5 protein-coding genes are annotated in these 5,639 nt (G+C 37.3%); 4 read left to right on the forward strand and 1 reads right to left on the reverse strand.

Annotated elements, in window-relative coordinates; all coding sequences use genetic code 11:
* Window positions 1-360 precede the first annotated feature (360 nt).
* The 4 genes from D7V32_RS16530 to D7V32_RS16545 are packed head-to-tail and all read left to right on the forward strand — an operon-like array spanning window position 361 to window position 2,552.
* A complete protein-coding gene (locus D7V32_RS16530) occupies window positions 361-1,398 on the forward strand; it encodes a hypothetical protein (protein ID WP_120385330.1) in 1,038 nt (345 codons plus the stop codon).
* The gene (locus tag D7V32_RS16535; protein WP_120385331.1) at window positions 1,398-2,078 is read left to right on the forward strand and encodes a hypothetical protein; all 681 of its coding nucleotides are present in this window, start codon (window positions 1,398-1,400) and stop codon (window positions 2,076-2,078) included. Before D7V32_RS16530 ends, D7V32_RS16535 begins: the two co-directional genes overlap by 1 nt.
* 13 nt (window positions 2,079-2,091) lie before the next feature.
* Window positions 2,092-2,382: a hypothetical protein gene (locus D7V32_RS16540; protein WP_120385332.1), complete on the forward strand. Its 291-nt coding sequence runs from the start codon at window positions 2,092-2,094 to the stop codon at window positions 2,380-2,382.
* Between the two features lie 11 nt (window positions 2,383-2,393).
* The gene (locus D7V32_RS16545; RefSeq protein WP_228200241.1) at window positions 2,394-2,552 is read left to right on the forward strand and encodes an acetyltransferase; all 159 of its coding nucleotides are present in this window, start codon (window positions 2,394-2,396) and stop codon (window positions 2,550-2,552) included.
* A 410-nt stretch (window positions 2,553-2,962) separates the two neighbouring features.
* Here the strand turns inward: D7V32_RS16545 and D7V32_RS16555 are convergent, their stop codons facing one another.
* Window positions 2,963-3,898, reverse strand: coding sequence for a replication initiation protein (locus D7V32_RS16555; RefSeq protein ID WP_120385335.1), 936 nt, complete (start codon window positions 3,896-3,898; stop codon window positions 2,963-2,965).
* Window positions 3,899-5,639: the final 1,741 nt, after the last annotated feature.

The following is a 5,639-nucleotide window of genomic DNA, read 5'->3' on the forward strand; positions in this document are numbered from 1 at the left end:
ACTACCTTTCGGACGTATGCAGCTTCACCGATAAAACTTTTCACAACTTGGCACGTTGCGAAAAGGGGCGATGTTGTTTGTTCATGGTTGGCAATCCATGAACAAACAATTTAAGGAAAATTGAATGTATGGATTGGCAGTCCAACTGAAAAACAATATCTACAAAACCCATCTTATGCGTAGCAGATACCGTGTCAAGTCAAATTTCGGAACTGCTTATTATGCGATAGCATAATCTGATTATAAATTCCGAAAAGCAGTCTTTTAGATATAACTATTAAAAAAATCCTCAGAATCCCTTTAAGAATCTACAAATAAGGGTATATTGATAATTAAATTTTTGGACTAAATAAGAAAAAAATGATTTATTACACCACTGGTACGAAAGAGCTAACCCATACCGTATTGGCTTGTTTTTCGAAGGGCTATGATTTTGCGGTTTTGGTTAAACCTACAAATTTTAGTAATGCAGAATCCATGCTTGAGAAGTGGAATGACCGCTATGGCTTGCTAAATACACCACAACAGCAGTATCGAAAATTTCTGTCCGGACAAAGTACGTTTTGTTGCATCGTTGCGAATGGCGGTTGTTTTCAGAAAGAAAATCTAACCGAAGCTGATTTTTATCGTTACTTGCGTGATAAATCGAAAAATGAAAATAAGTTATATACCCTTAGACCCCCGACTTTGCTTTTGCTGTGTCGAGTAAATGACTTGCTGCTACGCTTGCCCGATGGTGAGATTATCCAAAATAAATATGACCATCTTGATTATTTAAATGATCAAATTTCTAAGCAAGTTAAAGGCGCTGAAACCTTTGGAAAGATAACCCTAACAGTGGGCGATTATGTATTTTTGCAACTGACAAAAAGAGCCAAAAGCATCAAAGAGTTGCAGGAAATCGGTTTAAGTGAAAATACCAGGCATGCAACAAATTTTACATGGCGTTTAAATCAAGATGCCTTTGAAGCTGTGCGTCAGCGTGGCGTTAACTTGGTGAATAGCTTTCAAAAAAATAAATCTAATACTGATGTAAAAGAGCATTTTGAAAAGTACCTTCTAAGTCTGGAGGGATACATTGGTTATCGTGGTGTACGTGTGCAGATCGGCAAACTATACGGCATGTTCACCGCCTATTTTCAGTCAAAAATGAATCGCAGTTTTTTAAGTGCAGGTGGACGAAAGTTAAATCTAAGCTATGTCCGTGCTTCAACGCCGAAAATTAAAAATAATAGTGAAATCCATACTTATTTTAGGTCTATTAAAGATCAAGCCAATCAAAGTTCAAGAGAGTTACTTTTGACTTGGAAAAGCAGTGATGACGGTAAAAAGTTTTTACAGCGCAAAAGTCCTGATGGCTACGTTTACAACGATAGTTACTACAAGGATATTGAGTGATGGCTAAAACTCCTTATTTTAATAAGCGCAGATGGCTTGAGAGCCGACAGGATGAAATCACCGAGCTGTACCGCACTGGTAAAAGTTGGCGTGAAATAGTCGAACATTTGAAAAATTCTCATGCAATGCCCTTTCCACTGACGGAACCCGATTTTTTTAAGTATTGTGATTTTCTACTTGATGAGGTTGGGACTAGCCATTTTGAGGAAAATATTGAGTTACAGCGACAGCTCACCGACTTAAAAAAGCAATTTTCTACAATAGAGGAATCTAAAACATCTCTACAGCAAGAGAATGAAAAACTTAAAGAAAACAATATAAAACTGACTGCTAGAGTGAAGCAGTTTATTGAAGAATCTAAAGAACAAGATCAGTTTTTTGAGGAGCTTCAAGCCAGTAATTCTGAACAAGCCAACAAACTGATTCAACAGATCAATTTAAATAAACAACTGGAGCAATCCAATACTGAGTTATCACTTAAAAATGAACAGCAAGCAGGAAAGTTGGAAAAAATTTCAAAATATATGGACACAATTCAAACCGAGATAGATAAATTTTCAAAGTCAGAGCAAGCACTTAAACAGGATGTTTTAAAGGCTAAAAATACTAACTTTTGGCTGAAAATATTATTAGTGACCGTGGTTGTTGGAATGGGTCTAGTTTTTACAATTGTTAATTGAGAAGTAAGTTTTTATGCAAAAAAGCGATGTATTTTTTAAAGATTTTAAAATCAGTTTTATTGTGGCGGGCTTGGCTTTCACCGTTTTTTTTGCCATGGCGATTTTTTTCGAATTAGCTATGGGTGCAATATTTAAAATTGAGCCATCACAAGCCCGAATTTCTTTGTTTGTTGGTTTTTTCATGTTGGTTGGAGTGGGATTTTTCCTTTTCTCCAAGAATCGGCTAGGCAACAAAGTTGGTGGGATTGTAGTAACAGCAATACTTTCAGCCGTTTTTCTTGGTTTGAAGTTCTATTATTTTTAGGAATATCCAGAATGAAAAAATATGGTGTTGAAATTGTTGATCGTCCCAAGATTAGACCCATCAAAGAGCTTGATCTGACAGGGAGCGAGGGAGAAAAACTTGTCAGGTTACTGACTAAAAAGATTCTAATCCGCCATGAAAAAACCTTTAAACGGTTGGCTGATATGTGATGTTAATGGAAAGTCACAACCTTGTTGTCATTCAAATATACGGCTATCTCCGTAATATTTCTTGCATAACATCCGCCCATTAAATATTCGGCTTTGTTTCCGTAAGATGGCAAATTAATGATTTTGTTATCAGGTAGAACTAAACAAGCTCCTCGATTAACAACAACTTTTTGGACCGCAAGTGGAGTGTTTGATACGGACTGCACTTCAATTTTTGTATTTGGAGATGTGGAATATTGCTTTTGTATGTCTGCAACATTGACGACAACTAGCTGAGGCTTTTTATTTTCTGCATAAGCCGTAACTGAATAGGACGTTAGAAGAATGAGGAATAATCGCTTTATCATCATTGAACCTGTAAATTTTTTCTAATGGCAAAATTATTAAAATCGCGTGTGCGATAAATCACTTTAAGAACTCTTAGGATTAAAGCCCAGTTTCTTTAAGTGTGGTACTAGCAACTTTTGTTTTTCAGGGTCTTTAAGCATATCTTTGAGTCGTGATGCTAAAGCTTCATACCCCTCATTCCCGACTGCGTATTTTCCAAGTTCAGGCAATTTTGAAAGTTGATTACCAAACATATTAATTTGAGAATCGGACATTTCGAAAAACATATCAACGGTGTTTGGATCTCGTGTAGGTGCAATTAGTTTAGGCTTTGGTTTTTCTTTGACTGTGAACTTAAAGCCAACCACAGATCGCCCACGCTTCACGTTCTCATAGGTCAGGTCTATGTCTGTATTGGCGGTGATTTCGTCCAGTGATGGCTTAATCACACGTTTTTTTAGATTGCTTAGGTCTTGATATGAATCAGGTAAGCCAAGCTGTTCAAATAATTCATCAAGACTGATTTGGAAACTGCCCATTGTCTGGTGCTTCTTGGCTAGGTGATAAAAGTCTAGTGAATAGTCCTTTTTGAGCCGTAGTACGACTTCCTTTTTATATTTGGTATATGGGTTAAGGGCATCAAACTCACGCAAAAGCAAAAGTACCTCATCGGTAAAATATAGCTCTGCACCACCTTCACCATATACGGTTTTATATACCCAACGAACATTTACTTTTGCTTTATCTGCTCTTGTATAGCCAAAGTAACGATCAAAAAGTTTTTTGGTTGCTATACCCAAAGCTGTGTATGCGCCTGTAATTTCAATACCGCAAGCAGATGCAAACTCCTCTGTTGATATATAAATAGGTTCTCCACTGGAAATATTTGTGGTTCTCGCTAACGGTGTTGCCATGATGAATAATCGCTTTTCATCAAGCGTCATGCTCTTAAAACATTCAACAACACGATTTTGTAAAACAACCCAGTCTTTGGGGTAATGTTTTTTGTCTAAAGTCATATTGATCTCAATAAAGTACACCTTCTGAAAATATACCTTTTAATTAATTAAAGTACAATTACCTTAACTGTACTTTAATACATGGCGTTTGTACTTTTTAAACATGGCGTTTGTACTTTTTTAAGGGCATTTAACATGGCGTTTGTACTTTAATACATGGCGTTTGTACTTTTTTAAAGTCTGAAAGCTATATTTAGCAAGGGCTGTAGAGGGGCGAAAAGCTTTTAAAAGCTTCTTAAAAGCTAAAAAGAAAATCAAAGTCAAAAGCAAGAGCAAAATCAAAGGCTATGGCACTCGCTTCGCTCGTGTCGTTTCAAGAGCAAAAGCAAAGTCAAAAGCATTGATAATGTATTCGCTATGCTCATACTTTTTGAAAAGCAAAAGCTTCAATGTGTCGCTCGTAGACACTCGCTAATAACTGGGTCGATAAACCACCCTATATACTCCCTAAAACCCTTTAGTAGAAAGGTTTTAACCCTATTTGAAAGCTTAAAAAAGCAAAAGCGGTTTTTCAGAGAGGGGAATAAGCGAATTTTCTTTGTGTCACTCGTAGACACTCGTTAAAGATAGCGATTAAACGCAAAAAAAGCGGTGCTATAGAGATTTTTATTGTTTTTTTAATCTATCCTACGTTGTGCATTTAAAAGTCGCTTAAAACGTAAATGGTGAGCAATTAGATGAATTTTAGTTATTGAGTAGAAAAACCCAGCCTCTTAAAGAGGACTGGGTTCTTAAAACTACTAATTTGTACGTATTTATACTGCATCGACAGTTTGAAAATATCATTGTCTGCCAAGACAACTAATTTTCACGATTGTAGAATCGTTTTAAGACAGTTTTTTCGGTAAATCATGCTAGCCAAAGCATGTTGATACCACTCGAATATTACCGAAAAAAATCTGTTTTCAATCACCTTAAACACCACCAACTTATCGGCATAGACTTTCCCAATTATCACCACTTACGTTTTTATTCGCTCGGAGTGACTGCAACCCTTAAAGATTAAGGGTTTTGTACTTGTCTGATTCTCTAACACTTCTAAAGATCGTCACCGATCACCACCTCGTTGTTTGCCTAGAATCGCTTTTCTGTGAACTAATCAATCAGAAATTAAATATCTACAACTCAAACGGTGTGAAGTGCGCCCACGTTAGTCTTATTTGTCTTGATGAGTAGTACGCTTATCTCTAACTTAACTAAACTCAATTCCATGTTCACCCAACCGCAGTTCCAAGTCTTGTCGGGGTTATATTGTCTAGTTAAATCAATAAGGTAAAGCACTTACTCTACGCATATCGACTGCCATCAACTATTCTATAGTTGTGTGTTGACAGAGCCGACCTTACAGGCTTGAGCTATCCATTGACCGCCAGAGCAAATTGCAACGTATCTCTACGAATTCAGCAATTCACCATGACGTGCCGAGAAATCCAGTTTAACACCTCATTCCCCTGTGACCTCACGATCACCTCAAAAGCCCACCTGTGCGCCTTGACTATGCCCTTACGAAGCATCTGCCAAGCGGTTATTAACGCCATTACTCAATCCTTGAGATGACTATCCGTAACAAATAAAACAGGGTTAATTCACTAAGTTACCAGTCGCATGTTTAAAACGCTGATAACCCGTTAATGCCCGTGTCCGTGTCGCCCTACTAGCATCCTGTAAAAACAGGAACATAACTTTTGTAACAGGTAGAAAGAGGGACTCACACCCTCTAGCCCCTATCGTAGCCGCACCA

The organism is Acinetobacter tianfuensis, from assembly GCF_003611465.1.
GTDB classification, from domain to species: domain Bacteria; phylum Pseudomonadota; class Gammaproteobacteria; order Pseudomonadales; family Moraxellaceae; genus Acinetobacter; species Acinetobacter tianfuensis.

Coding starts and splice junctions, on each gene's coding strand:
- D7V32_RS16540 (WP_120385332.1), top strand. CDS start 2,092: ATGCAAAAAAGCGATGTATTTTTTAAAGATTTTAAAATCAGTTTTATT.
- D7V32_RS16530 (WP_120385330.1), top strand. CDS start 361: ATGATTTATTACACCACTGGTACGAAAGAGCTAACCCATACCGTATTG.
- D7V32_RS16535 (WP_120385331.1), top strand. CDS start 1,398: ATGGCTAAAACTCCTTATTTTAATAAGCGCAGATGGCTTGAGAGCCGA.
- D7V32_RS16545 (WP_228200241.1), top strand. CDS start 2,394: ATGAAAAAATATGGTGTTGAAATTGTTGATCGTCCCAAGATTAGACCC.
- D7V32_RS16555 (WP_120385335.1), bottom strand. CDS start 3,898: ATGACTTTAGACAAAAAACATTACCCCAAAGACTGGGTTGTTTTACAA.